This window comes from Peristeroidobacter soli (assembly GCF_004138485.1).
Lineage (GTDB): Bacteria > Pseudomonadota > Gammaproteobacteria > Steroidobacterales > Steroidobacteraceae > Steroidobacter > Steroidobacter soli.
Map to the genome: position 1 here is coordinate 1 of NZ_RYEV01000007.1, position 25,759 is coordinate 25,759.

Below are 25,759 nucleotides of genomic sequence, written 5' to 3' on the forward strand. Positions count from 1 at the left end.
CCCGGCAGCTTTGCGGCACAGGGACGGGGCCGCAACAGCAGGGCTCACCATGGACGTGCGCCAAGGAGCGCACTGCGCGACGGGCGGCGCCCGGTGCCGGGACGAGGTAGGTCACTCCCGGCGACGCAGACCACAGACGCCTCTGAAATCCGGCTCCGACAGCGACCTAACCTCACAAGTCCACACTAAACGTCGCAGAGGACTGAAACATCTCATCCTCCTCAACCACGTGCGCAAACTTCGGCCGCGGCGGCGAGACGCGCTCGCCGAGGCGCGACGACGCATCCCAGCAGATGATCAGCACCACCAGCGACAACCACGCCCACACCCGCTCACGTCGCTGACGATCTCGGGCCAGCGTCTTGAAGCTGGGAGCGCGGTCATGCATCCAGTAGCGCGGATATTCAGCCACCGGCTGCTGCTGCGACGAGCCCGCTCGGACGCGGGGGTTGGTAGGAATCGGACGCTCGATCATGGCGGTTCTCCAACGCCGGTCTCAAATCTCGGCGTGGAGGTATTACCGCTCTAAAGCTCGGACGCATGACCGCTGCCAAAAGGCGCGGCGCGGGCAGATTGTGATTAATTATGACCAGGGGCGCCCGGGGCAGGCGCGGCGGTACACTGTGTCCCCATGAAGAAAGTCATCGCCATCGTCGAAGACGAACCCGCCATCCGAGACAACTATGCCGCCGCCTTCCAGCGCCATGGCTACGCCGTACGCACTTACGGCACGCGTAAGGAAGCCATCGAGGCATTCCGCGCTCGCCTGCCCGACCTGGCGGTCATCGATGTCGGCCTGAAGGAGGAACCCGAGGGTGGCTTCGAGTTATGTCGCGAGCTGCGTTCGATGTCGGCGGAATTGCCCATCATCTTTCTGACCGCCCGTGACAGCGAGCTCGACGCCGTCTCGGGCCTGCGCCTCGGTGCCGACGACTATCTGACCAAGGACCTGTCGCTCACCCATTTGATCGCGCGCGTGACCGCCCTCTTCCGCCGCATCGACGCGCTGACTCAGCCCTCGAATCGGGATCAAGTGATCTCTCGCGGCTCGCTGATGATCGACGCCGCCCGGTTGCATGCCACCTGGAACGATCAGCCGCTCGGCCTGACCCTCACCGAGTTCTGGATCGTGCACGCGCTGGCCAAGAATCCCGGTCATGTGAAGAACCGGCAGCAGCTGATGGATGCCGCCAATGTCGTGCTCGACGACAACACCATCACCTCGCACATCAAACGCATCCGTCGCAAGTTCCAGGCCAGCGACTCGAGCTTCGACAACATCGAGACCATGTACGGCATGGGCTATCGCTGGAAGGAAACTTAACCGGGCCTGCCCGCCACTCGATTTACGGAATGTCTCTTCGTACCAAGCTGCTGCTGCTCAGTCTGCTGACGCTGATCCTGCCGTGGGCCGGTTGGAAATACGCGCAACAGATGGAGACCACGCTGCGCAGTGGTCAGGAAGCGGCGCTGATCACCACGGCTGAAGTGCTCGGCCGCGTCGTCGCGAGTGAGCCGGAGCTGCTCTATCGCACCGGCGAGCTGCGCGACACGTTCGATCCGGATCGCGGCGATTTGTTTGCTCCGCTGCTGCTGAATCAACCGCTGATCGATGGCTTTGCGGATGAGTGGCCTGAGCCGACGCGTCCCGTGCCCGGCTTCACCACCGCTCAGCCGAATGCGCCGCTGCTTCGACTCGGCGTGCACGGCCGGTCGCTGCACATCTTTGCCGAGATCAAAACGCCTCGGCATGCCTACGAAACCCCGACCGGCAACGAGACCGTGCCGGAGAGCGGTTCCAATCGGCTGATCCTGCTCACGCGCGATGAATTCAGTCGCGAACGCGCATGGTCCATCAGCGCACTGGCGCCCGGCCCCATCGTCGTCCGCCCTTGTGACATCGGCTCGCCGTGGCGCCCGCATGCCGAAGACATGCCTTACATCACCGGCGTGTGGCGTGAGACCGCGACCGGATATGCCGTCGAACTGCGCGGGCCGCAGAATTTGTTTGGGACTCAACTCGCGGTGTACGCGCTCGACAAAGACAACGCGACCGTCGCCGCCACACACGGCCTCGCCTGGGTTCACACGGGCTCCGAAGCATTGAAACAGCGACTGGAGCAATACGCGCCGGAAGGCATTCGCGTGTCGGTCGTCGATGTGAAAGGCTGGCTGCTCGCGCGCGCCGGCGAAGTCACCGTGAACGCATCGTCGAACTATCCGGGATTGCAAGCCAACGAATACGGCTTCATGCGCTCGATCTATCGCGGCTTATTCCCGAGCAGCTCGGTGAAGCCGCAAGCATATGGACTGCCGTATGGAATGTGGGGCGCGCCCGTCGATAAAGCGCGTGCGGGCACAAACGCCGCGATCTGGTTCGATCAAGCCGGCGGCGAGCCTTCGCTGGTTCGTGCCGCCGTGCCCGTTCGCTACGGCGATCAAATTCTGGGGGCGCTGGTCGTCGAGCAGCCCGGCGAACAGCTCGTGCTGGTTCGCGAGCTGGCGCTTACCCGGCTGTTGAATGTCACATTGCTCGCGACCCTGTTCTCCGTGATCGTCTCGCTGGTGTTCGCCGCCCGCCTCTCACATCGCATTCGGCGCTTGAGCCGGGCCGCGAGAACCGCGTTGACCGCCGAAGGTCGTATCGAACACAGCATTCCCGGCACGGACGCGAGAGACGAACTCGGCGCCCTCGCCCGCAGCTACGACACGCTGCTGGGCCGCGTGAAGGAATACACGATCTATCTGCAAACGCTCGGCACCAAGCTGTCGCACGAGTTGCGCACGCCGTTGACCATCGTCAGTTCGTCGCTGGACAACCTCGTCTCCGAACAAGCATTGGCACCGAACGCGCAAAGCTATGTGGACCGCGCACGCAGTGGCACGAATCGCATGCACGCGATTCTCACCGCCTTGAGCGAGGCGACGCGGGTCGAGCAGAGCATCGATAACACCGACCGCGTGCGCTTCGACCTGAGCGAGCTGGTACGGAACATGGGCCAGGCATACCGCCAGACCTTCGCTCAGCATCACATCGAGACCCAGCTGCCGGAGGAGACCTGCATGATCGACGGCTCGCCCGACCTGATCGCGCAGTTGCTCGACAAGCTGATGGATAACGCCGCCGACTTCACGCCCGCAGGCAAGCAGATCACCCTCGCTTTGGAAGCCGGGCCGCGCGAGTACCGGCTGAGTGTCAGCAATGAGGGCCCGCCGTTGCCGCCGCAGCTGAACGACCGGCTGTTCGAGTCCCTGGTGAGCAGTCGCGGCAGCTCGGATGGAAAACCCCATCTCGGACTCGGCCTCTATATCGTGCGGCTGATCGCCGACTTCCACAGTAGTCGCGTCACCGCAACGAACCTCCCCGGCGACACTGGCGTCAGCATCACGCTGGAGATTCCAAGGGCTTAGCCAAAGCCGCGCGTAGTCTCGCGACTACAGTGCTGCACAGCGTCGAGTTTCCTTACAACGGCTCGCGCAACTCCCCGCAAAAAACAGTTGCGCTGATGCGACGATTAGGACTAAGTTCCTGTCCCAGCACGCACCGCACGCCGACCGGCATGTGGCTTGCTTGGATAGGTCCAGCGCTGCTTCTTCCGGGGGCGGCGAATGTGGCAGAGAAGCGGGGATGGCACCGCGAGGGGAGTGGGATCGAATCACAAGCGACAGGGATGCGCAGCCTTTCGTCCTGATAATAATCAGGCGAGGCGGGAGCAAGAGAAGGGTTGAGCGACAACAGCGACGTTTCCAGATTTAGCCGACGCCACCAAACAACTCGAAGAGTCGTCGACTCGGAAACGAAAAGCCCCGCGAATGCGGGGCTTTTTTTTGAACTGATCCATGACGACCGATCGGACATCCTGTCACGACGGTCGTGCTCCAAGAAAAAAGCGTGGTTTTTTCTTGGAGCTCGCCGCCCATGGCGGCGGGGCACATCCTTGTGCCCGGGGTTTGTCTCATTTCTGTTTCCAGTTGCCGTCCTTGTCCTGATAGAACCAGCCCGGCGCGGCCTTGCTGGCCCAGCGCTCGGCGAAGGTGGTGCGAATATCCATCTCCCATTCCGGGTGACCGTTGGCGGTCGCGATCTCGCGATACAGGTTGGCGCGATCGGCGTTCTCGTCGGCGACCAGCTTGCGAGTGGCGTTGCGCTCCGGCAGCGGCACCAGATTCTGATCGCGAATTTCCACCAGACCATCGCGCGTCAGACCGACAGCGCCGGAATCGTAGTACTTCTTCAGCTTCGCATGGCGCTCTTCCATCGATTGGGTGAGCTGCCGGACCGCCGGCGTCGCCACGTTCAGGTCCGCACCCTGCGCGGCTTCAGCAGCGGGCACCAGCAGGTTCAGCACGGAATGCGCGGCGGCCAGCAACTGGTCGCTCGCCTGAACGGGCAGCGACGATCGTTTGTCGTCCTTCTTGGCGGGCTGGCCATCCGAGCCCCACACATCGTCGATGATCTTGTCAGCCGCTTTTTCGGCGGCCGCGGCCGGAAAATAAACATTGATCGTGACGCACGCGGCGACGACCAGACACGAGGCCAGGCACAGCAACGTGGCAGCTTTGTAAGAGGCGGAACGCATCAGGAAACTCCTTGGGGCTCGACAGGGATTACAGTCGGCCGCCGGCCAACCGTCAATCCGAGTTATCGAAGCGACAGTCATCATCTCAGAATGGGGCCTTCGGACTCGGTCGCGGCCAGCAATTGCTCCACCAGCCGTGGCCAGTCGACGCGTCGCGAACTGCCGATCACGTCGATGCGCGGCACGCCCTTGCCCTTCACCAGGTAGTAATTGCCATTGGCCGCCGGTGCCACGCCGTCCATCACGCACACTTCGTTGTGCAGGCGGCAGGAAATGCCCAGCCGGTCATAATTGAAGTCGTCGAAGAAGCGCAGGAAGCCGCTCGACAACGCCGCAGTCACGCCGGCGCCGCCGCCCCCGATACTGCCGATGTTCTCAACCGCTCGCTGGCTGATGCGATGACGCGAACGATCGTCGAGTGGCGTAAAGAGCTTCGCGTCGAACGCGACGGGCGTCCAGTTGAACAGCTGCAGTCCATTGATCGCCCCCGACAGCCGTCCGGTGATGCGCCCGAAAGAGAACGCGCTGGTCATCGGCTCCAGATCGAGGTTGTTGAGCGCAATGCTCGAATAGAACCGCGGCCATTGACCGAACGGCTGCTCCAGACGCAGGTCGCTGATCGTCACTTCGCCGTTGAACACTTGGGCATGCAGCGTCGTGCCGAGTGTGATGATGCCTTCGCGCATGCGCAGCTTCGAAATCGCGCCGCCGATCTGGCCACCGAACTCGGGCCAGCCGAACGCCTTGCACAGCTTCTGCACGCTGACCGGTTTGAGCGTGGCGTCGACGAGGAAGGCGATCGAAGGCAGGCCGGCATTGCGGATGCGGAACGTTTCGAGATCGATCGCGCCATCGAGCAAAGGAATGCGTGCCGGCTGCGTGAGTCGGAATTGTCGGCCTTGAGTCGTGAAGTTCAGCTCGCTCGCACCGAGATCGAGACCGAGCAACGCCCCGCCTTGCCATTTGAGCTTTGATGGTTGAACTGGGGGTGTGGGTGCCTCAGGCGCGCCACCCTGCCGTTTCAGTTGCGAGGTTTGAGCCTGCAGCGCGCCCGCCGGTGCAGCGTCGTCTTCGTCGGAATCGTTGCTGGTTGCATCCGCGAGCCAGTGCCACTCGCCGCTCAGCGCCGAGAGATTGAGCGCCCCCGCGCCGTCGTCGACCGTCACATCGTTGAAGCGCAAATCGATATGACGCGGCTCGCCGTCGGCAACCGACAGCTGGCCTGCAATGCTGCCGGCCGTTTGCATCGACTTGAAGCTCGTATCGATCAGCAACGGCTGCAGGTAGCTCTCGTAAGCGCCGGGGAATTTCAGCGCCGTGAGCTCGACTTCGAGATCCTGCACAGGCTGCTCCAGATCGAGCTGCAATCGTCCGCGCCCCGAGGCTTGCGCGACATCGGCGTGATCGAGCGTGAAGCGCTCCAGCGTGAGCGAGTTGCCATCGATCAGCTTGCCTTGCGCGTGCAGGGACATCGCGTGCGCCGACAGGTCGACGAAGATGGGTTGCGCGAAGGCTTGCCCTTGCGACGATTTGAGCGCGACATCGAACGCCATCTGATTGGCCGAGCTGCGCACGCTCGCGTCCACGTGCAGCGATAGCTTGTCGCTGGCGAGGCTGCCCTCCTCATTGTTGGCCGTCAGCTCCAGCAGCGAGCCCGTGACCTTCGCTTCACTCAGATTTGTTTGCTTGCCGCGCGCGGTGATATCGAGATCGACCAGCCCGGTCGCGGACCAACCCGCCGGCAGCGGCGCTTTGAAATCCGTGGCCAACTTCATCAAGCGATCGATGGGCACGCGTTGCAGACGAGCCTTCGCATTCCAACCCGCATCCCGCAACGTCGCCTGCAAGGCGACGCGTCCTTCACCGACGCGCAATCCTTGAATTGCCACGTCGAGCGAGCCGTCCGCGCGCCCGTATCTCAACTTCGCATCGAGCGACTGCTTGCCGAGCGCCGGCCAGTCCGCGAGCACGCGAGCCTTCGCGCACGCAATGACATCGCCGCTCATCTCCAGCGACGGACATTCGATACGCACATCGGTGAGCGTTTGTGAAAAGGCAGCGAGGGTCAGCCGCCCTACGCGCGCGCGAACCAACGCGTTCTTGTCGGGCAAGCCGAAGTCGACGACCACATCGCTCGCGCTCCAGCCGTCGCCATCGACGCGCTCGATCTGCAACGACACATCGTCCACGGCGCGCACCGCTGTTGTGAGCACGACGCCACCCGCGACCGCGGCTATCGCAGCGAGATAGCGAGCACGAACGCGGGTCGGTCGCTGCGATTGTTGTAAGCCGGAGACGCTCGTCATCGGCGCGATGATGACCAGACCGATCCGACTCGCCAAGCACGAACCGGACTGGATTCCTGCACAAGCAAATTGACAACGTTGTCACGCCCATGGGATTCTGTTCGGCCAGAATAGCAATCGAACGGGGGCGAACAATGATCGACGCATGCGCGCGCGCCGAGCTTCGCGGCGCCATAGTGGCAGCACTGCTCGTGAGCACACTCGCGGGTTGTGCCAAGAAGGAAGAAACCACGGGCGAGACCCAGCCCAGCCGCATCACCACCGCGTCGAATGTGCATCCGGAAATCTGGCCCCAGGTTTCGCTGCCCGCATTGGATGACACCGCGATCGAACCGCGCCTGAACGAGCTGATGAGCCAGCTCAGCGTCGAAGAAAAGGTCGGGCAGATCATTCAAGCCGACGTCGGCAGTGTCACCGCCGAAGACGTGCGCAAATATCGGCTCGGCTCCGTGTTGAACGGCGGCAACTCCGCGCCCGGCGGCGACGATCTCGCGCCGGCGCCCGTGTGGTTGAAAGCGGCCGATGCGTTCTATGAAGCATCGATGGACACCCGCGACGGCAAGCATGCCATTCCGATCATGTGGGGCGTCGACGCGGTTCATGGCCACAACAACATCATTGGCGCCACGTTGTTCCCTCATAATGTCGGACTCGGCGCGACTCGCAACGCCGACCTGATGCGTAAGATCGGCGCCGTCACCGCGGTCGAGCTGCGCGTGACCGGCCAGGAATGGACTTTCGCACCGACCATCGCGGTCGCTCAGGACGTGCGTTGGGGCCGAGCCTACGAGTCGTACTCCGAGAATCCAACGCTGGTGCGCGAGTACGCGCATGCCATCGTGCTCGGCCTGCAAGGCGATCCGGGCAAGCCCGACTTCCTGCGCGGCAATCACGTGATCGCGACGGCCAAACATTTTCTCGCCGACGGCGGCACGTTCGAAGGCCGCGATCAAGGCGACGCGCGCATCACCGAAGAACAGCTGCGCGATTTGCACTCGCCCGGCTACGTCGCGGCGATCAGTGCCGGCGTGCAGGTCGTGATGGCTTCGTTCTCGAGCTGGCAGGGCCAGAAGATCACCGGTCATCGCGGGCTGCTGACCGACGTGCTCAAGGACCGCATGGGGTTCGACGGCTTCATCGTCGGCGACTGGAACGCGCACGGCCAGGTCGAAGGCTGCTCGGTCACGAGCTGCCCGGCCGCCATCAACGCCGGCCTCGACATGTTCATGGCGCCCGACAGCTGGAAAGGTCTCTATGAGAACACGCTCGCACAAGTGAAGTCGGGCCAGATCCCGATGGCGCGTCTCGATGACGCCGTTCGCCGCATTCTGCGGGTGAAGCTGCGCGCTGGCTTGTTTGAAGCGGGCAAACCCTCGAGCCGTGCGCCGGGTGGCAAGTTCGATTTGCTCGGCGCGCCCGAGCATCGCGCGGTCGCGAGACAGGCGGTGCGCGAATCGCTGGTGCTCCTGAAGAACGCCAACAAAGTCTTGCCGCTCAAGCCCAACATGAAAGTACTGGTGGCCGGCGACGGCGCGGACAGTCTGCCGAAACAGAATGGCGGCTGGACGCTGACCTGGCAGGGCACCGGCATCACCAACAAACAGTTCCCCAAGGCCGACTCGATCTTCGCTGGCATTCGCTCGGCGGTCGCCGCGGGCGGCGGCCAGGCGACGCTGGCCGTCGATGGCAAATACACGCGCAAGCCCGATGTCGCCATCGTCGTGTTCGGCGAGGATCCGTACGCCGAATTCCAGGGCGACATCGCGACCCTGCAGTACAAGCCCGGTGACAGCAAAGATCTGGAATTGCTGAAACAACTGCGCGCCGAGCAGATTCCCGTGATCGCCCTGTTCCTGTCCGGCCGGCCGATGTGGGTCAATCCATACTTGAATGCCTCGGATGCATTCGTCGCCGCGTGGCTGCCCGGCTCGGAAGGCGCCGGCATCGCCGATGTGCTGTTCACCAAGAAGGACGGCTCGGTGAACTTCGACTTCAAAGGCAAGTTGCCGTTTGCCTGGCCGCGCACGCCGCAGAAGTTCAACAGCGAAGGCGCCCCCGAAGCACCGCTGTTCGACTACGGCTACGGCCTGACCTATCAGGACACCGCCGATGTTCCGGTGCTGTCCGAAGAAATCCCGGCGGCACCGGCCGGCCAGACATCGACGCATGACTACTTCGCCGCCGGCCGCCCGACCTCGGGCTGGCAGCTCGCGGTCGGCAATGGCGACGGGGCTCGAACCGCGCTCGCCACGGCGACTGGCAACTCGCCCGATGACGGAATCGCCGTCAGCGCGATCGATCGTGCGGCTCAGGAAGATGCCCGGCTGGCGAAGTGGTCGGGCCGCGGCCCCGCGACGCTGGCCCTGCAGGGCGACGCGCCGATCGACCTGCAACGCGAGGCAAATGGCCAGCTGTCGGTGACCTTCGACTACCGCGTCGACGCCCCACCCACCGCCAAAGTCACGGTTGGCATTGAATGCGGACCGGGTTGTCGTGGAGACTTGCCCATCGACGCGCAGCTGAAACAGGCGCCGGCCGGGGAGTGGCGCCAGCTGAAATTGCCCTTGCACTGTTTCCAGAGCAAGGGCGCCGACCTGCGCAACGTCACCGCGCCGTTCCTGCTGACCACCGCCGGTAAGCTCGAGCTCGGCATCGCCAATGTACGGCTGGAGTCGGGCTTGAACGACACCGCCGGTTGCGACTGAAGGTTTGTTATAAGTTGTCCGCAATGACTAAAGCACCGCCCCGACGGGCGAAAATTCAAGACGTGGCCGAAGCAGCCGGCGTCGCCATCAAGACCGTTTCGCGGGTATTGAACAACGAGCCCAACGTGCGCGAGGAAACCCGGCAGCGCGTCCTGGCCATCGTCAAGAAACTCAACTATCACCCGAGCCTGTCGGCGCGCAGCCTGGCGGGCCGCCGCTCGTTCCTGATCGGACTGATCTACGAAAACCCCAGCGCCAACTACATCGTCGACGTCCAGCACGGCGCGATGGCCCGCTGTCGCGAAGACCGCTTTCAGCTGCTGATGCATCAGGTCACCGGGCGCGGCGAGGAAATGGAGCGCGACGTGCTCGGACTGGTGGACCAGACGCATCTCGATGGCCTGATCGTGACCGCGCCGCTGAGCGAATCGCCGGATCTGATGCGAGCTCTGGATCGACGCTCGCTGCCGTTCGTTCGCGTCGCGCCGAACGACGTTCCCCATCAAACACCGTTCGTCGACATGGACGACGCCGGTGCCGCGCGTGAGATGACTGAATATCTGGTCGGCCTCGGCCACCGGCGCATCGGTTTCATCGTCGGCCATCCGGATCATTTCGCCAGCGGTCAACGACTGGCCGGCTACAAGGCCGCGCTCGCGGCGCATGGCATCGAATATCAGGACCGATATGTGCGTCAGGGCTATTTCACGTTCGAGTCCGGCATGGACGCGGCGAAAGAATTGCTCACCCAAGCGGATGCACCGACCGCCATCTTCGCGAGCAACGATGACATGGCCGCCGGCGCGTTGATGGCCGCGCACGAGTTGGGCATCAATGTTCCTGAACGTCTGTCGGTCGCGGGATTCGATGACACTTATATCGCCAAGACCGTCTGGCCCCGACTGACGACGGTGCATCAGCCCACCTACGATCTCGCCTACACCGCCACCAATCTGCTTCTGCAAATGCTACAAACCGGCGCCGCCCCACAATCGATGCGATTGGGGTATCGTCTGGTGTGCCGCGCCTCGACGGCCGTCGTTCACAAATGACAGGATGACTCGTACCGCCGCGTCTCCCAACATTCGAACCGGTACCTCGACACAAAATAAGGCTGACCGTCCGCGGTGGCAGCAAGCACTGCGGCTGCCGTTACTACTTGCTGTATGCCTCAGCTTCGCAGCTTGTACCAATTTCTTCTATAACCGGCTCGATACGCTGGCGGCCTGGTACATCCAGGATCTGGTGTCGCTCGACACCGGCCAGCGCAGCGATCTGCGTTCATGGCTCGAAAGCACGCTGCAGTGGCATCGCAGCTCCGAGCTGACTCTCTACGCAAAATTCTTGCGCGAGCTCTCCCGCAAGGCGGCCCATGCCGGCAACGCCTCGACTTACAAAGGCATCGAAGCTCAAGTCGAACTGTTCGGCTCACGTCTCGTCGAGCGCGCCGCGCCCGATGCCGCTCGTCTGTTGATGAGCCTGTCGCCCGCCCAACTCGCCGAGTTTGAAAACAACCTCGCGGAAAAATCCCGCGAGCGCAACGAGGAGAATCTCGACGCGCTCAAGCAGGGCAAGTGGCACGAGAAGCGCGCCAAGGACATCGAGAAACAATTGAAGCGCTGGACCGGCTCGATCACCAAGGAACAGCGTCTGCTGATCGCCGAGGAGAGCAAGCGATTCGATGCGACGACCGCGGACTGGCTCGAGAGTCAAAGTCGGTGGCGAACCGCGATGTTCGGCGCACTCCGGGAACGCTTCACCGCAAGCCAGTCGCCGGCCACGGTCGAGGAGCGTATTCTCGCGCTGTTGCGCACACCCGAGAGTCAGTGGACTCGCGAGTATCAGACCAGGGCCGCGCAGAATCGCCGGCAATCGCTCGGGGTCCTGGGCGCCATCGATGCATCGCTGACGCCGGAGCAACGCAGCCATCTGCAACGCGAGCTGAACCAACTGGCACAGCAGCTCGAGGCGATGGCCCAGAGCTAGCACCGAAATTTCTCATCGCAGCCCGTGATGATGAGTGTCAACAGACCGTATTCGAACATTTCCAAAGGAGCTTCCATGAGCCGCGCACTGTTGCTGGCCATCTCCGTCTCTCTGCTGTCCGTCGCGGGCTGCAAGAAAGCACCGCCCCCTGAACCAGCGCCCGCGGAACAGGCCGCGCCGGCGGCAACCGCAGCTCCCGCCTCAGGGCTTTCGGCCGAGGAAAAAGCCGCCATCTACGCATCCGTCGACAACATCGATCGACTGCCAGGCGACATGGATGAAGACATGTGGCGCAAGCCGAGCGAGGTGCTGACGTTCCTCGAAGTGAAGCCGGGCATGAAGGTGGTCGATTACCTGTCCGCCGGCGGCTACTACACCGAGCTGCTGTCGCGCATCGTCGGTCCGACCGGCCAGGTCATTGCTTATAACAATCCCGAATATTTGAAGTTCTCGGGCGAGAAGCCGAAGCAGCGCTATGGCAACGATCGTCTGCCCAACGTCGTGCAGCTCACCACGCCCCCCGAAGCAGCCCCGTTCGAGCCGAACAGTCTCGACGCCGCGTTGTTCGTGATGTCGTATCACGATCTGCATTGGAAGGCGAAGGACGGCTCCTGGCCGAACACCGATCCGGCGCAGGCGCTGGCGAAACTCGCTCCGGCCTTGAAGCCCGGCGCCGCGGTCGTGGTGCTCGATCACGTCGCTGTCGCCGGCGCGGATCCAGCTGTCAGCGTCGACGCACTTCACCGCATCGATCCCGCCGTCATCAAACGTGATTTCGCAGCCGCCGGCCTGACATTCGAAGCCGAAAGCAAAGCGTTCGCGAATGCCGAAGACGATCACACCAAGCCGGTGTTCGATCCCGCGGTTCGTCACAAGACGGATCAGGTGATGTATCGGTTCAGAAAGCCGGGCTGACGCGAGCTCCGCGACACACCGGGCCGCCGGCCGACGGCCCGGTGCTTCAGCCCGGCTCAGGGCTTCGTGTTCAAAATGCAACTGCTGATCAATGTGAACGACGGCGGCCCTCCCGTCGTCGACGTCACCGTCGTGGTCAGCGTAAATTTGCCGGGTCGCTTCAGCAGCAACTGCAACCAGTCCCAGCACTGGCCGCCGGCACTCGAAGTCAGCGTCAACGTGGTCGGGACGGTGTCATTGACCAGCACGCCGGTGACGACTGTGCCGTCGGATTTGAGATTGGTGACAGTATCGAACTCATAAACCGTGTCGGCCGCGAACGCGGCCGTGGACATCGTCAGCAGGGCGGCGGCGGCCCCTGTTTTCCTGCTCATCATGATCAGCACTCCGTTGTATTGATATGCGCCGAAGGCTCCGGCCCCTGGATCTCACAATAGAGATCCTCACACCGACAAGCAGGGAAAAACTGAAAAATCCTTAGTCCTCGACGCGTTTGAACGCCTGCGCCAGCTCTTGTTGTTTACGCGGTGGCACCGGATCGTAATGACTCAGCTCCATCGTGTACGCACCCTCACCGCCGGTGAGCGATTTGATGCGCGACTGGTAATCGTTGATTTCGGCGAGCGGCACCAGCGCGCTGATCCGGGTGCGCTGATTCGTCAAAGCCTGACTGCCACTGACGCGACCGCGACGAGTGGCGAGATCGCCTGTGATATCTCCGGTCGCTGCGCTCGGCGATGTGACTTCGATGCGCACCAGCGGCTCCAGCACGATCGGCGCCGCCTCCTCGACCGCATTCAAAAACGCGCGACGGCCCGCGGCGATGAACGCCACTTCTTTCGAGTCCACTGGATGATGTTTGCCGTCGTGAACGATCACGCGCAGATCCTGTAACGGAAAGCCCGCGACCGCGCCTTCGTGCAACGCCTGGCGAATGCCTTTCTCGACCGCCGGAATGTATTGCGAAGGAATGACGCCGCCGACGACCTCGTCCACGAATTCAAATCCTTCGCCCCGCGCCAGCGGCTCGACCCGCAAATACACTTCGCCGAACTGCCCCGCGCCGCCCGTTTGTTTCTTGTGACGATGATGACCTTCGGCCGGCCGCGTGATGGTTTCGCGATAAGGGATGCTCGGCGATCTGGTCTTGCAGCCCACGCCGTAACGATCCTTCATGCGATCCAGCAGCACGCGCAGGTGCAGATCGCCCATGCCATAGAGCACCGTCTCGTTGACGCCGGACTGATGATCGATACGCACGCCCGGATCTTCGGCGATCAACTTATGCAGCGCGTCCGACAACCTCTGTTCCTCGCCGCGACGTTCGGGCTCGATGGCGATGCCCGCCATCGCCGGCGGCAAGGCGATGGACTTCAGGTGATAGTGATCCTCGTCGTGCGAATCGTGGAGCACGGCGTCGAAATGCATCTCGTCGACCTTGGGCACGGCGCAGATATCGCCCGGAATGGCCTGCGGCACTTCGACATGATCCTTGCCCTGCAGCTGATACAAATGCGCGACCTTGAACGGCTTGCGCGCATCGCCGATGAACAGCTGCGCGCCCGAGCGCACCGTGCCTTGATGAACGCGAAAGATGCCGAGCCGGCCGACGAACGGATCGATGTTCACTTTGCAAACATGCGCGATGACATGCTGGCTGGCATCGGGCTTCACTCTGACGCGCTCGGCCTCCTCGCCTTCACCGCGCAGAAAGGGCGGCGGATTGCCCTCCATCGGATTGGGCATGAGCCGCGCGAAGATATTCAGCAATTCCTTGATGCCGACGCCGGTCTCGGCGGAGGTGAAGCAAACCGGGATGAGATGGCCCTCGCGCAGGGCGCGCTCAAAAGGGTCGTGCAGTTGCTCCGGGGACAGCTCCTCGCCCTGTTCCAGGTAAACCGCCATCAGATCTTCGTCGACCTCGACCACCTGATCGATGATCTCGGTGTGGGCGGTCTCGACCGAGGAGAAGTCGGGCGGCTGAATGGCATCGGGGCCGGGGTCGAAAAAACAGTCCACCACCGATTTGCCGCCATTGGCCGGCAGGTTCAGCGGCAGGCATTCACGCCCGAACAGCTCGCGCAGCTGCGCCAGCACCGCTTCGGGCTGCGCGTCCTTGGCATCGATCTTATTGATGATGACCAGCCGACACAGCTCACGGTCGCGGGCGAAATCCATCATGCGCTGAGTCACCGGCTCGACGCCGTTCACCGCGCTGACCACGACCGCGGCGGTTTCGACCGCCTCCAGCACCGTCAACGCGCGCCCGGCGAAATCCGGGTAGCCCGGTGTATCGAACAGATTGGTGTGACAGTCGCCGACCGGGAAATGCACCAGCGCCGAGTCCAGGGAATGGCGCAGCTGCCGTTCCTGGGGGTCGAAGTCACAAACGGTGGTACCGCGCTCCAGGCTGCCGCGGTTGCGGATGACACCCGCTTCCAGCAGCAGGCTCTCGGTCAGCAGGGTTTTACCCGAACCTGCCTGGCCTACCAGCGCGATGTTGCGAATGTCCGAGGTCGAATGAGCCCCTGGGATGGACATGGGGGTATCACCTCCCGACCACGGCTTCGTGGCCGTATTACGTCGCTGAAACTGGAGATTCGTGGCTCAGCATACTCCTCAACCGACCATTAACCAGCGTCCAGCCTATTGGAGCTGTCGCGCCCTACGCTTAACCTACACACCTTGAACTAACTACTCACTTACGCTCCCTCATGAGCAAGCGCGCCCTGATCGTCGACGACTCGCGTTCCGCGCGCGTCATCCTGAGCCGGATGCTGGAAGGCTACGGCCTGGAAGTAGATTCGTCCGAGTCGGCCGAGGCCGGCCTGGAATTCCTGCGCCAGGCCCGTCCGGACGTGATCTTCATGGATCACCTCATGCCCGGCATGGACGGCTTCCAGGCCATCCAGGCCATCAAGGGCAACCCGGACACGGCGACCATCCCCGTGGTCATGTACACCTCCCAGGAAGGCGAGCTGTATGTCAGCCAGGCCCGCGCGCTCGGCGCCGTCGGAGTGCTGCCCAAGACCGTGAAGCATTCGGATGTGTCGCGGGTGCTGTACCAGCTGCGATTGCTGCCGGAACGTCGCGAACCGCGTGTCGCGGCGGTGGCGGCGGTCGCAACCCAGGAGGGCTCGGCCGCGGTGCAGATCGAGCCGGTCCGTCCCAGCGGCGGCGATGTCGAAAGCATGATCCGCAATGCCGTCTCGCCCTTGCTCAAGGAGCAGAGCGCGGAAATGCGGCGTTTCGTGCTGGCCAGTCTGGAAGCCTTTGCGCGGCGGATCGCGCCCGAGGGCCGGCCGCCGACCGTACCCGCGCAAACGCCGGTAACTCCCGCCACGGCTGAGCAGCAGCCGCCCGCTGATTTACAGACACAAACCATCGTCGTGCGGCAGAGCCGCTGGCCCCTGGTCGCAGGCGTTGCGGCCATCGCGCTGATCCCGACGCTGGTCCTGGCGCTGTTCTATACGAAGGAATTGGAGACCACCAAGGCACTGCGCGGCGCGGTCACCACCCTGCAGACCACCATCGACGGTCAGCAAGCACAGCTGACCACACTGCAAAAGAGCATTCAGTCGGGCCAGATGGTCATGGCCAGCGCGGTCAAGCCGGACAATGTGACGACCGAGGTCGTTCCTTACGGTGAAGCACCGCTGTCCGGCGCCCGACTGGAGCGGCTGCGCGACATGCTGAGTCAACTGCGCGGCAATGGCTTCAAGGGCAAGGTGAAGATCTCGACCTTCGTCGGCGAGTTCTGCCTCACCGGTAACGGCATCGAAGGCTATTCCATGGCCACTGACGAGCTGCCGGTGAAGAAGTGCGATCTGGTGGGCAACCCGTTCGAGGACAGCCTGCCCAGCGCGCAGCGTCAGTCGCTGGCGTTTGCCAATCTGGTGTCCTCGCTGCGTCCGGATGGCGGCCTGACGGTCGAAGTCACTCACGAAGGCCGCCGCCCGAGCGTGTCCTATCCCACCGCCGATCAGCTCGCGCGCATGAGCGCCGGCGAGTGGAATCGCATCGCCGCCCAGAACAATCGGGTGGAGTTCGCAACTCAGCCGGCTGGTTCATGAGTTGTAGCCTACGGAAGCACGGATGCCTCGACTTCCCTTACCTCGGCAAGCTTGCCATGGGTCGAAACGCTTCGTGGATCGAAGCTGCTGGCGACTGAAGATGGCAATCGGGCGGATGGTCGTTCCTCACGGACGTTCTTAGAGGGCTCATGTCGACGTCGACTCCCTGGCTTCTTTATGGTGCCAACGGCTACACGGGCGAGCTGATCGCGCGTGAGGCGGTCGCGCGCGGCATGCGGCCGGTGCTGGCCGGGCGTTCCAGGAAAGACATCGCCAGACTGGCTGCCGAGCTGAATTGCCCCAGCGCCGTGTTCGATCTCGAGGATCACACCGCACTGTGCTCGACCCTGTCGCAAGTCGCCGCCGTGCTCCATTGCGCCGGCCCGTTTTCACAGACCGCGGCGTCGATGATGCAGGGCTGCCTCGCGACCCATGTTCATTATCTGGATATCACCGGCGAGATCGACGTGTTCGAGCTGGCCGCCAGCGTGAATGCCAAAGCGCAGCGCTCCGGCATCGTGCTGTGTCCGGGCGTCGGCTTCGACGTCGTGCCGACCGACTGTGTCGCCGCTCGCTTGAAGGAAGAGTTGCCTGATGCGACCCATCTGGCGCTGGGCTTCGACAGCCGCGCCGGCCTGAGCAAGGGCACCGCCAAGACCGCGATCGAATCGGCCGGCAAAGGCTCGTGTGTGCGCATCGAGGGTCGACTGGTGACCGAGAAGCTCGCCTCACGCACTCGTCGCATCGACTTCGGCGCGGGCGAAAAACTCGCTGTCAGCATTCCGTGGGGCGATGTCAGTACTGCGTATTACACGACCGGGATTCCCAATATCGAGGTGTACACGGCCACGTCGCAGAAGGCCGCCGACAGCATGCGGCGCGCGAACCTGCTCCGTCCGCTGTTACGGCTACGCTGGTTCCGCGAGCTGGCGAAGTTCAACGCGCAGCGACGGATCACGCCGCCGGGCAAAACCGAGCGGGAAAACAACCCCACGCACGTGTGGGGCGAAGCCCGAAACGCCGCCGGAGAAGTGAAGACCGCACGCCTGCGTACCGCCAATGGCTACTCGCTGACGGTGCATGCATCGCTCGGGATTCTGAACGAAGTGCTGGGTCGCGCTTGCAACCCGGGCTTCGCGACGCCAAGCTCTCTGGTTGGCGCTGACTTTGTCAGCAGCCTGCCAGGCTCGTCCACGATCCGCATCGACCCATGATTGACTCCGCCGCCCTCACTTCGACCGACACGCTCGTCGCCAGGTTCGCGCCCACTGGCTGGCTCGCCAACCCGCATTTCCAGTCCATCGTACCCAGCCTGAGCCTGCGCCGGCCGCTGGTGGCCAGCCGCGCCAGGACCATGCTCGCGGTCGCGGACACTCAGATCATCGATTGCGGCGACGGCGTGCGCCTGCTCGGTCATTACTCGAGCCAGGAAGCCGCGGGCAGACCGCCGGCGCGCGAGCTGGCGATCCTGTTGCACGGCTGGGAAGGCAGCTCCGACTCGGTGTACGTGCTGTCGCTCGGCAGCCATCTGTTCGACCAGGGCTGTGACATCTTCCGTCTGAACCTGCGCGATCACGGCCCTAGTCATCATCTGAACGAGGACATCTTTCATTCCTGCCGGCTCGATGAAGTGGTCGGCGCGGTCCGGAGCATTCAGAGCTCACTGCCCGACAAGCGCATCACCATCGCGGGCTTCTCGCTGGGTGGCAATTTCGCGCTACGCGTCGCCGCCAAGGCGCCGCAGGCCGGCATCGAGTTGGAGCGCGCGGCAGCGGTGTGCCCGGTGCTGAAGCCGCACAGCACGATGGAAGTGCTGGAGAACGGCTGGTTCATCTATCAGCAATATTTCATCAACAAGTGGAAGCGCTCGCTGCGCCGGAAGCAGCAGTGCTTCCCGAAGCGCTACGACTTCAGCCAGATCCTGGCGCAGCGGACCATTCGCAGCATGACTGAGCTGCTGGTGCGACATTTCAGCGAGTTCTCCGACCTGGATGCGTATCTGAACGGCTACGCCATCACCGGCGACGCGCTGGCGCATCTGGAAGTGCCCAGTCACATTCTGACTTCGCTGGACGATCCCATCATCCCGGCGCACGACCTGCAGCACCTGGCGCGCTCGCCGAACCTGCACGTGACCAGCATTCCCAAGGGCGGTCACTGCGGTTTCATGGACAGCTTCAACGGCGCGAGCTGGGCGGACCGGCAGATCGCGAACATCATGTTCCGGCAGCCGCGCGTCGTCGAAACCCGCAACGCCGCCTGAAGTCAGGGCGCGCTGCCCTTGAACTCACGCAGCACCTTTCGGTAGGACGTGGTCGCGACCAGCTTCGCGCCACGCGTTGCCAGTTGCGTCGCCGCTTCGCGCGAGCCGACGTTGTGAATCACCCAGCGCCACGGGCCGCGCCACAGTTGCGCGTTGGTTTGGGTCAGCAATTCCTGATCGCATAACAAATAGTCGGGCACCAGCGCCTCGCTCTTCAGCGCCGACAGATTGGAATACTCCGACAGGATCCAGCCGACCCGATAGGAAGACACCTGGCGCACGTGATGCACGGCCGACAGATCACGCGACACCAGCACGCACTGGCGCACGATCGGCTTGAGCACTTCACAGATCTTTCTGACCACCACGTCCGCGCCGAACACACGCAAGCTGGCGCGTTTGATCTCGACGAACGCGGTGACGGCGGGATGCGTCCCGAGCAAGCTCACCGCCTGCGCCAGCGTCGGCACGCCAATGTCGGTGTACTTCTGTTGAAACCGTTCCGGCTCGGTCACCAGCACATCCGAGAGCTGCTGCCAGCTCAACTCCAGCGCGTTGCGGTCCTGGCCGGTCATGCGCTTCAGGTTGGAATCGTTCAGCAACACCGGCTGCCGATCGGCGGTAAGCTGCACGTCGAAGGCCACGTGGCGTGCCCCCAGGTCCAACGCTGAACGCAGCGCCGGCAGGGTATTCTCGGGATATTCGTCGGCGTTGCCGCGTTGAGCGATCAAATCGGGCAGGGGCGACACTAATCGGCTCGCACTCATCCGACTATCTTAACAACGGATCCGCATTGACCGGTCAAACGTTGCGATGACTGTGGCGCACTCACCAGGTTCCCTCTTCATGAACCGCTTGTTACCCGCCCTGGCCTTGACGGTGTTGGGACTCTTGCAAGGCTGCGGCGGCGGCTCCGGCGGCTCGCCGCAAACCGCCCCCCCACCGCCCACCACCCCGCCGCCCTCGACCGGCACCTCCGGCCTGGACGCGCGACCTGCGAATGCTACTTGCGTGGCGTGGCCCCGACCCAGTGCAGGCAGCGATATTTCTTTGAGTCGATTCACCACCCTGACGTTCACGATGCCGGTGGCGCTATTGCAGGCACCGAACGACAGCACACGCTGGTACGTCGTTCAGCAGAACGGCATCGTCCGGCAATTCACCGGCCCCAATCCAACCAGCGCGAGCACGTTCATCGATATCAGCGACCGCAGCTCCGAAGTGCTCGGCGGCAGCGAAGCGGGCCTGCTGGGCATGGCCTTTCATCCCAACTATCCGACCGACGGTCGAGTCTTCTTGTCGTACACGCATAACGATCCGTGGGTGATCAGACTCGCCTCGTTCACCAGTAGCGACGGCGGCGCGACGTTGAACCGCGCCAGCGAATCCATTCTGCTGACCATCGACAAGCCGTTCGACAATCACAACGGCGGCAACATCGCTTTCGGACCCGATGGATATTTGTATTTGGGTACTGGCGACGGCGGCGGTGGCGGCGATCGTCACGGCGACCGCGGCAATGGCCAACGACTCACGACGATGCTCGGCAAGATGTTACGGATCGACGTGAACGGCGCTACGCCCTATGCGATCCCGCCAACCAATCCATTCGCCAGCAATGCGCGCTGTCCCGCGGCCGGACGCGCGAGTAGTGAATGCCCTGAAATCTACGCGTATGGCTTCCGCAATCCATGGCGCTGGAGTTTCGATCGCGACAACGGCGATCTGTGGGTGGGCGATGTGGGCCAGGCGGATATCGAAGAAGTCGACGTGGTTACGCTCGGCGGCAACTACGGCTGGCGCTGTCGCGAAGGTGCGCATGATTTCAATTCTCCAGGCACCCCCGGCTGCAGCACCGCCACGCTGATCGATCCCGTTGCCGAGTACAACCACACGCTCGGCATCGCGGTGACCGGCGGCTATGTCTATCGCGGCTCGCAGAACACCAGTCTGCTCGGTCGATATCTGTTCGGCGATTTCGGCTCGGGACGCATCTGGGCCTGGATCGCCGAGAGCGCCCAACAGCCGCGCGAGCCCACACAACTGCTCGACACCAACTTGAGTATTGCCTCGTTCGGTCAGGGCAACGATGGCGAGCTGTATGTGGTCGATTACGCCGGCACTCTGCAACGAATCAACTTCTCGAGCGTGGTCGGCGTCGACACCGCGCCTCGACAGTTGAGCGCCACCGGCTGCGTCAGCGCGACCGATCCGAAGCAGCCCGCATCGGGCCTCATCCCTTACGCCATCAATGCGCCCTTCTGGTCCGATGGCGTGGAGAAGGATCGTTGGATGGCGCTGCCTGACGGCCAGGGCATCACCATCGGCACCGATGGCGATTGGGCTTTTCCGAATGGCACGGTGCTGATGAAGAACTTCCGCGTCGGCACGCGCTTGATCGAGACGCGCTTGTTCATGCGTCATCCCGACGGTGTGTGGGGTGGCTTCAGCTACGAATGGAATGCGGAACAGACACAGGCAACGCTGCTCGAAGGCGGCGCCACGCGCGATCTCGGCGGCGGTCGCAGTTGGATTTTCCCGAGCGAGGGCCAATGCCTCGACTGTCATACGCAAGCGGCGGGACGCTCATTGGGACTGGAGACGGCGCAGCTCAATCGCTCATTCACCTATCCGCAAACGAATCGCTCGGCGAACGAGCTGACGACGCTGAACCACATCGGTCTGCTGACGCCGGCGATCGCCGATGCATCGACACAGGCCGCTTTGCCCGATCCCTCCGGAACCACCGGAACACTCACGGAACGCGCCCGCGCTTATTTGCACACGAACTGTTCGCAGTGTCACCGGCCAGGCACGTCGGTACCGACCAACATGGATCTCCGCTACACGACCAGTTTGATCGCGACCAACGCCTGCAACGCCACGCCTCGCTCCGGCGACCTCGGGCTGGGCACGAACGCACGCTTGATCGCGCCGGGCAGCTCGGCGAACTCGCTGGTGGCGTATCGAATGAACCGCCGTGACTCAGGCGGCATGCCGCCGTTGGCCTCGACGACGGTAGACACGGCGGGCGTGTCGTTGATCTCGCAGTGGATCGACAGCCTGACCAGCTGCCAGTAGAGCTCCAGCCCGTCCAGCCGTTCCTTCCGGTCTCTGCTCCGCTCTTTGCTTCCCACCTTTATCCGGAAAGGAACAACCCTTTTTTAAAAGACATTCCCCCTCCCGTTCACGGGGCCAGAGCCATGCCGGGCCTGGCAGGCCGATCCCAGCATAGCTGGGATGGGAAGAAAGTAACGGGCCAGGGGGTGGGTCCTCCGGCCGCTTATTTATCCCGCTTCTCTTCGAAGTGCACCACCGGCTTGCCGCTGGTAACCGCCATGTCGCCTTCGATGATGGCGCCCTTGGCGACCGCGATGGAGCGCGCCTTGAGCGAGCCTTTGATGCGAGCGGTGGCGCGCAACTCCAGCTTCTCCGCGACCGTGACCGAGCCTTGCACCTCGCCGGCGATGACGGCGTTGCCGGCGCGAATCTCGCCTTCCCAACTGCCACTGTCGGACAGGGTCAGCGAGCCTTTCACGTCGCCGTCACCGATCACCGCGCCGCCGACCACCAGGTCGCTGGCGCATTCCAGGTCACCCGTGAAGCGCGAGCCCGAGCCGATGAACGTCGGACTGCTGGACACGCGATCGGCGAGGCGGCGGCGGGGCGAATCGGCCATGAACATCTCCAAACAAAGCGAGCGCGGATTATCGACCGGACTCCAAGAAGTAGTCATGCAGAGTGCAGTCGGCGAATGGCGTCAGTCCGTGACGCAGGTCACCGAAGCGGTCCGAAGCTGACACTTCGTGTCATCCGCCGCGCTCGCCTGATCGTCATACCGCCGCGCCTAACTCACTGATTCGGCGGATCGGTACTGCACCATAGATTTTTTACAAGCGGTGGCACAGCCGTTGCACTGAAGAGCTGGCATTCATGCGCTGAACCTCCAAGTCAGCTCGACAGCGAGCGCTTGAGTTCGAACTCACGCCGCCACGCGTTCTTCCCCGCTGGCGGCGTTTTTTTTGCCCAACGTCCGCGACTCCACCCAGGCCTGCGGATCGTTATCATGCTGGCTTCCAAACAGGCCGGCAAAAGTCGCGCCTTTTGCCGGCCGTATCGAAAGGGCCTCGGCCACTTTCGATCAGAAAACAGGAAGCCTTCATGATCCGTCGAATGCTGTTGCTAGGGTTGGCACTCGTGGCGCCAGTCGGCTTTGCGCAAGTACCCGGCGCCAACGAGGTCCGTGCGACGACGCTCGCCAACGGCATGCAGATCATCGTCTGGCCGGATCACGACATCCCCAACGTCGCGCTCTACAACTGGGTGCATGCCGGCAGCCGCAACGAGGCTCCGGGCATCACCGGGCTGGCGCACTTCTTCGAGCACATGATGTTCAACGGCACCAGCAAACGGGCGCCGGGCGAGTTCGATCAAGTGCTGGAAGCCAACGGCGCGCGTAACAACGCATTCACCAGCGACGACGTCACGGTCTATCAGGACTGGTTCCCGCGCTCGGCGCTGGAAACCGTGTTCGAGCTGGAAGCCGATCGTCTGCAGAATCTCGCGTTCGATCCCAAGATCGTCGAGAGCGAGCGCGACGTGGTGTATTCCGAGCGGCGCCTGCGCGTCGACGACAGCCATCAGGGCCGGCTGCAGGAGCAAGTGCAGGCCACCGCATTCCTCGCGCATCCGTATGGCATTCCCACCATCGGCTGGCCGTCGGACATCCAGTCGTGGACCATCGACGATCTGAAGCGCTTCTTCTCGACCTACTACGCGCCGAACAACTGCACGCTGGTGCTGGTCGGCGATGTCGATCCGGACAACGTGATCGCGCTGGCTCGCAAACATTTCGAGCCCATCCCGAAGCAAGAGCCGCCGCGGCCGGTGAAGACCGTCGAACCCGAGCAGCAGGGCGAGCGACGCGTCGCCGTCAACGCCGATGCGCAGACGCCGCTGATCCAGTTCGCTTATCACGGCCTCGCCGGCTCCGACCCGCGGCGGCCGGCTTTGGATCTGCTGACTCGAGTGCTGACGGACGGCGACGCTTCGCGGTTGCATCGCTCGCTGGTCGAAGAGCAGAAGCTCGCGATCTCGGCCGACAGCTATTTCACGGCGGGCTTCGATCCCGGCCTGGTGTGGTTCTTCCTGTCGTTGCCGGCCGAAGGCGACGCGAAACAGGCCGAAGCCGAGTTCACTCGACAGATCGAGCGAATCATCAAGGAAGGCGTGACCAAGGACGAACTGGCTCGCGCGCGCAGTCAGGCGCTCGCCGATTTCTGGCGCGGCCTCGCGACCATCGATGGCAAAGCTCAAGCGCTGGGTTCGTTCGCCGTACTCCAGGGCGGTTATCAAAAGCTGTTCGATGAACCGCGCGCGTACGACAGCGTGACTCAGCAGGATGTGCAGAAGCTCGCCGCCGAGTTGCTGCGTTCTACGAATCGCACCGTGGGAGTGCTGAAATCGCCGCCGGATGCGTCGCAGACCAAGACGGGAGGTGCGCAATGAGCCTCCTCCGTCGAATCGTCATCGTGGTCGCTACGGCGTGTTCGCTGACCGCTCCCGCGGGGTTCGCGGCCAGCGCCGTGAAGACGCCGAACTTCGAGAAAGTGAAACTCGCCAACGGCGCGACGCTGCTGTTGATGGAGCGTCACGACGTCCCCCTCATCTCGTTCACCGCGGTGATTCGCGGTGGCGCGCTGACCGACCCTGAAGATCGCCTCGGCACCGCCAGCCTGACGGCGAGCTTGCTCGAGAAAGGCGCCGGCAATCGCGACGCGAACACGTTCGCCGAGACCGTCGCATCCGTTGGCGGCTCGATCACCACCGGCGCGAGCACCGAGAGCATCTCGGTCGGCGGATCGTTTCTCGCGCGCGATCAGAAGCTGATGGTCGAACTGCTCGCCGACGTGTTGCAGCGGCCGAGACTGGAACAGGCGCAGTTCGAAACACTGCGCGACCGATCCATCGAATTCATTCGTGCCGCGAAAGACTCGGACCGCTCCGAGCTGACACCGATCTACGGCGCGGCCAGCCTGTTCGGCGCTCATCCCTACGGACGGTCGGTCGGCGGTAGCGAAGCCAGTCTCGCGGCGATCAAGCACGCGGATGTCCGGCAGTACTACACGGACAACTTCGGCGCCGACCGGGTCATCATCGCGGTGGCGGGTGACTTCAAGACCGCGCAGCTGAAGTCCTTGCTGTCGCGCGCGTTCGCCAATTGGGGGAAAGCCGGCAAGCCCTTGCCGACAGTACCGAAGCAAACCGAAATCACTGCGCGCCGCGTTCTGCTGATCGACGCTCCCGACGCCGTCCAATCGTATTTCTGGGCGGGCGACGTCAATGTCGCCAAGAGCGATCCGCGGCGCGCCTCGCTCGATATCGTCAACACGCTGTTCGGCGGACGGTTCACCTCCATGCTCAACACCGAGCTGCGCATTCGCAGCGGCTTGAGCTACGGAGCGAACTCCCGCTTCGATCGCATGGCCGAGGGCGGCAGCTGGGAGCTGGGCTCGTTCACGCGCACCGAGAAAACCATCGAAGCCATCGACCTCGCGCTGGCCACGCTCGACCAGTTGCACGCCGGCGCTCTCGAGAAAGCGCAGCTCGAATCCGCCAAGAGCTATGTGCTCGGCCAGTATCCGCTCGGCCTGGAGACTGCCTCGCAGTGGGCCTATCAACTGGCGACATTGGAGTTCTACGGACTCGACCGCAGCTACATCGACGACTACGGCAACCAGCTCGCGGCCGTGACGCTCGATGACGCCAAACGCGTCATCGACGAAGTGATTCCGACCAGCCGGCAACTGGTGCTGGTGGTCATCGGCAAGGCCGAGGTCATTCGCGACGGGTTGCGCAAATATGGTCCGCTCACCGAAGTGAAACTGTCGGATCCGGAGTTCCAGACCGGGCAATGAGCGGCGCTCCCCGA

At 63.3% G+C, this 25,759-nt stretch carries 19 protein-coding genes; 12 read left to right on the top strand and 7 right to left on the bottom strand.

Annotation, left to right across the window (positions count from 1 at the left end):
- Window positions 1-172: 172 nt before the first annotated feature.
- Window positions 173-475, bottom strand: coding sequence for a hypothetical protein (locus EKO19_RS29445; protein ID WP_129780999.1), 303 nt, complete (start codon window positions 473-475; stop codon window positions 173-175).
- Between the two features lie 156 nt (window positions 476-631).
- On the opposite strand from EKO19_RS29445, the gene pdsR reads away from it, so the two are divergent.
- Window positions 632-1,324: a proteobacterial dedicated sortase system response regulator gene (gene pdsR / locus EKO19_RS29450; protein WP_129781000.1), complete on the top strand. Its 693-nt coding sequence runs from the start codon at window positions 632-634 to the stop codon at window positions 1,322-1,324.
- Between the two features lie 29 nt (window positions 1,325-1,353).
- Window positions 1,354-3,411, top strand: coding sequence for an ATP-binding protein (locus EKO19_RS29455; protein ID WP_129781001.1), 2,058 nt, complete (start codon window positions 1,354-1,356; stop codon window positions 3,409-3,411).
- 545 nt (window positions 3,412-3,956) lie between these two features.
- Here the strand turns inward: EKO19_RS29455 and EKO19_RS29460 are convergent.
- Window positions 3,957-4,580, bottom strand: a complete 624-nt coding sequence (locus EKO19_RS29460; RefSeq protein WP_129781002.1) for a YdbL family probable chaperone protein — start codon at window positions 4,578-4,580, stop codon at window positions 3,957-3,959.
- A gap of 80 nt (window positions 4,581-4,660) precedes the next feature.
- Window positions 4,661-6,922 carry a translocation/assembly module TamB domain-containing protein gene (locus tag EKO19_RS29465; protein ID WP_129781003.1) on the bottom strand — a complete coding sequence of 754 codons (2,262 nt, stop codon included), beginning with the start codon at window positions 6,920-6,922 and terminating at the stop codon, window positions 4,661-4,663.
- A 98-nt stretch (window positions 6,923-7,020) separates the two neighbouring features.
- Here EKO19_RS29465 and EKO19_RS29470 point away from each other — a divergent pair, with 98 nt between their 5' ends.
- The 4 genes from EKO19_RS29470 (at window position 7,021) to EKO19_RS29485 (ending at window position 12,492) form a co-directional block, all read left to right on the top strand.
- Window positions 7,021-9,591, top strand: coding sequence for a glycoside hydrolase family 3 protein (locus EKO19_RS29470; RefSeq protein ID WP_129781004.1), 2,571 nt, complete (start codon window positions 7,021-7,023; stop codon window positions 9,589-9,591).
- A 62-nt stretch (window positions 9,592-9,653) separates the two neighbouring features.
- Complete coding sequence (locus EKO19_RS29475) at window positions 9,654-10,643, top strand: LacI family DNA-binding transcriptional regulator (protein WP_217705695.1); 990 nt, start codon at window positions 9,654-9,656, stop codon at window positions 10,641-10,643.
- A 4-nt stretch (window positions 10,644-10,647) separates the two neighbouring features.
- Entirely contained in the window at window positions 10,648-11,577 is a 930-nt protein-coding gene (locus tag EKO19_RS29480) for a DUF6279 family lipoprotein (protein ID WP_129781006.1), read from the top strand.
- A 75-nt stretch (window positions 11,578-11,652) separates the two neighbouring features.
- Entirely contained in the window at window positions 11,653-12,492 is an 840-nt protein-coding gene (locus EKO19_RS29485; protein WP_129781007.1) for a class I SAM-dependent methyltransferase, read from the top strand.
- A 56-nt stretch (window positions 12,493-12,548) separates the two neighbouring features.
- Here the strand turns inward: EKO19_RS29485 and EKO19_RS29490 are convergent, their stop codons facing one another.
- Together EKO19_RS29490 and fusA are read right to left on the bottom strand one after the other, a co-directional pair.
- Window positions 12,549-12,869, bottom strand: coding sequence for a hypothetical protein (locus EKO19_RS29490; protein WP_129781008.1), 321 nt, complete (start codon window positions 12,867-12,869; stop codon window positions 12,549-12,551).
- Window positions 12,870-12,969: 100 nt separating this feature from the next.
- Window positions 12,970-15,033, bottom strand: a complete 2,064-nt coding sequence (fusA, locus tag EKO19_RS29495) for an elongation factor G (RefSeq protein ID WP_129781009.1) — start codon at window positions 15,031-15,033, stop codon at window positions 12,970-12,972.
- Between the two features lie 173 nt (window positions 15,034-15,206).
- Here fusA and EKO19_RS29500 point away from each other — a divergent pair, with 173 nt between their 5' ends.
- From EKO19_RS29500 to EKO19_RS29510, 3 genes are all read left to right on the top strand, one after another.
- The gene (locus tag EKO19_RS29500; RefSeq protein WP_129781010.1) at window positions 15,207-16,565 is read left to right on the top strand and encodes a response regulator; all 1,359 of its coding nucleotides are present in this window, start codon (window positions 15,207-15,209) and stop codon (window positions 16,563-16,565) included.
- A 149-nt stretch (window positions 16,566-16,714) separates the two neighbouring features.
- Window positions 16,715-17,779: a saccharopine dehydrogenase family protein gene (locus EKO19_RS29505; RefSeq protein WP_129781011.1), complete on the top strand. Its 1,065-nt coding sequence runs from the start codon at window positions 16,715-16,717 to the stop codon at window positions 17,777-17,779.
- Complete coding sequence (locus tag EKO19_RS29510) at window positions 17,776-18,828, top strand: YheT family hydrolase (protein ID WP_129781012.1); 1,053 nt, start codon at window positions 17,776-17,778, stop codon at window positions 18,826-18,828. Before EKO19_RS29505 ends, EKO19_RS29510 begins: the two co-directional genes overlap by 4 nt.
- 2 nt (window positions 18,829-18,830) lie before the next feature.
- On the opposite strand, the gene EKO19_RS29515 is transcribed toward EKO19_RS29510, so the two are convergent.
- Window positions 18,831-19,595 carry a glycerophosphodiester phosphodiesterase family protein gene (locus EKO19_RS29515; RefSeq protein ID WP_129781013.1) on the bottom strand — a complete coding sequence of 255 codons (765 nt, stop codon included), beginning with the start codon at window positions 19,593-19,595 and terminating at the stop codon, window positions 18,831-18,833.
- Window positions 19,596-19,674: 79 nt separating this feature from the next.
- On the opposite strand from EKO19_RS29515, the gene EKO19_RS29520 reads away from it, so the two are divergent.
- Window positions 19,675-21,909 (top strand): PQQ-dependent sugar dehydrogenase, encoded by a 2,235-nt coding sequence (locus EKO19_RS29520; RefSeq protein WP_157995496.1) that lies wholly within the window; start codon window positions 19,675-19,677, stop codon window positions 21,907-21,909.
- Between the two features lie 202 nt (window positions 21,910-22,111).
- On the opposite strand, the gene EKO19_RS29525 is transcribed toward EKO19_RS29520, so the two are convergent.
- The gene (locus tag EKO19_RS29525) at window positions 22,112-22,507 is read right to left on the bottom strand and encodes a bactofilin family protein (protein ID WP_157995497.1); all 396 of its coding nucleotides are present in this window, start codon (window positions 22,505-22,507) and stop codon (window positions 22,112-22,114) included.
- A gap of 482 nt (window positions 22,508-22,989) precedes the next feature.
- On the opposite strand from EKO19_RS29525, the gene EKO19_RS29530 reads away from it, so the two are divergent.
- The gene (locus EKO19_RS29530) at window positions 22,990-24,336 is read left to right on the top strand and encodes a M16 family metallopeptidase (protein ID WP_129781016.1); all 1,347 of its coding nucleotides are present in this window, start codon (window positions 22,990-22,992) and stop codon (window positions 24,334-24,336) included.
- Entirely contained in the window at window positions 24,333-25,745 is a 1,413-nt protein-coding gene (locus EKO19_RS29535) for a M16 family metallopeptidase (RefSeq protein ID WP_129781017.1), read from the top strand. Before EKO19_RS29530 ends, EKO19_RS29535 begins: the two co-directional genes overlap by 4 nt.
- The last annotated feature ends 14 nt before the right edge of the window (window positions 25,746-25,759 follow it).